Genomic DNA, 2,094 nt, shown 5'->3' on the forward strand with positions numbered 1-2,094 from the left:
CAGTTAACCTTGTCAAGACTAAATCTATCCATATCTTTCTATCTGATAATGATAGGATATAGTAGCCCTATTGTAGGCGTACAAAAAATATTCTCAAATAAGGGAAAAGAACACAGGAGTAATAGTTCCAGCCTTTGAATCTATTGCATGGTTTTTTACAACTGATTTAGGATTGCTATAGTATAAAGTATACTTAAAAAAAAATATCTTTAAACAAATGGTAAGACCTATTAATTAGTGTCTTAAGTAGGTATAGTTACAAGAGAAAAAAATTTAGGATAAGATGCCGTATCTAAGGTCAGATAAATGGTCGATAGGAACCTCCTAGAAAAAATTAGTAAACTCTTAGCTCTTGCTAATTCACCTAATGAACATGAAGCTGCATTAGCAGCAGAAAAAGCAGCAGAATTATTAGCTCAACATAATTTATCTGTAGCAGACTTAGGAGAAGACAAAGATGAGGATATTACTAAGGGTATTGTTGATAAAACAGGTCGTTATGTAACCTGGAAAATGTGGATTTTAGCAGGAATTGCTAATGCTAATGGATGTCAAGCAATGCGTTCTACTTACAGTGGTGAAATGAGATTAGTAGGGACAGAAACTAATATCACAGTTTCTCAGTCAGTTTACAAATATTTAACGGCTGTAGTTGATAAATTAGTTAAACAACATAGAGGTAAAGGAAGAGCTTTTATTAATGCTTTTCGGGTGGGGTGTGCAACTAGATTAAGACAGAGATTAGAGCAGGGACGAAAAAATATGGAGGCAAAAGGTATAGTTGCTAATACTGATTATAATTCAACATCCGCTATAGTTGTACGCTCAATGTTTGAAAAACATACTTTAGCTATTCAAGTATATTTAAAACAAGAAGGTGTAAAATGTAAAACTCAGAAATCAACTGGAGTTAATAGTGATTTAGGTTTCTCCTTTGGATTTTTCGNACTTTAGCTATTCAAGTATATTTAAAACAAGAAGGTGTAAAATGTAAAACTCAGAAATCAACTGGAGTTAATAGTGATTTAGGTTTCTCCTTTGGATATATTGCTGGAGAAAAAATTAGTTTAAATTATTTGAATCAAAATTTACACAAAGATAAATTCATTAAACAGTTAACTATTAAGTAAAGCTGTAATAATTAACACATCAGCTATTAATCATTAGCTTTTTTGACATCTTAACTCTCTCACTATGAAGGGGAATTGCTCTCAAGACATTTAGATTAAAAAATATCTTAAAAGAAAAGATTAAAGATGCTTGATATTGGAAGGTGTAAGTGTTAAAGTTTATAAATGAAGATTTTAAATAGATGGAGAAGATGGCTAAAACAACAACAGAAAAATCAAATGCTTCAGAACTATTAGATACTCCACTGACAGGTAAAGCATTGTTGAAAAAAGTTAAAGAACTTCCAAACAAGTCAAAGAAAGATACTGCTATTGCTTGCGGATATTATACAACTACAAAAGATCAGCAGAAACGAGTAAATCTTGCCAAGTTCTACGATGCAGTTCTACAGGCCAAAGGAGTACAATTAGATGAGAAGACTTCTAAAGATGGAAGAGGACGCGCTCCTACTTATCGTGCTTGTGTTCATAAAAATGGACAGTTAGTAATAGGAGCTAACTATACAGAGGAAATGGGACTTAAACCAGGAGATGAATTTTCCATCCAGTTAGGAAATAAGCATATTCATCTCAGGCAGATTAATAGTGAAGTTGAAGAAATAGAAGATGAAAATAATGAGGAAGAGTAGATTAGTAGAGTAGGAGATAGGTTTTATTTATAAGTCTCCAAGTAGAACTAATTTAAATATCTCATAAAGCTGCAAAAAACTAGAGTTATTTACAGTATGAGAAACCTAGTTTTTGGCAGCAAATAAATTTTTATAGAGTAAGTTTAAAGATATGCTAGGAGAACAAAAAATGAGATTTAATTAACCCACCTTAATAGAGAAAGTTCTGGTGGGAAAGTTTTTGTCAAAATCAACTGAATTAACAATAAAGGGAAAGCTGAAGTGGGAACAGGGAAAACTAGGAGAGATATAGGAGTATTTTTTGTCTTATAATAAATTAGTGTTTGATTTTATAT

At 31.7% G+C, this 2,094-nt stretch carries 2 protein-coding genes; both read left to right on the forward strand.

Going from position 1 to position 2,094, the window contains the following annotated elements:
- Positions 1-306: 306 nt before the first annotated feature.
- On the forward strand, positions 307-946 hold a 640-nt coding region (locus tag AFK68_RS00545), incomplete at its 3' end, for a DUF2786 domain-containing protein (protein WP_143437376.1).
- 375 nt (positions 947-1,321) lie between these two features.
- Positions 1,322-1,759 (forward strand): AbrB family transcriptional regulator, encoded by a 438-nt coding sequence (locus AFK68_RS00555; RefSeq protein WP_094670800.1) that lies wholly within the window; start codon positions 1,322-1,324, stop codon positions 1,757-1,759.
- The last annotated feature ends 335 nt before the right edge of the window (positions 1,760-2,094 follow it).

It is taken from the genome of Hydrocoleum sp. CS-953, from assembly GCF_002260545.1.
Taxonomy (GTDB): domain Bacteria; phylum Cyanobacteriota; class Cyanobacteriia; order Cyanobacteriales; family Microcoleaceae; genus Trichodesmium.

Coding starts and splice junctions, on each gene's coding strand:
- AFK68_RS00555 (WP_094670800.1), top strand. CDS start 1,322: ATGGCTAAAACAACAACAGAAAAATCAAATGCTTCAGAACTATTAGAT.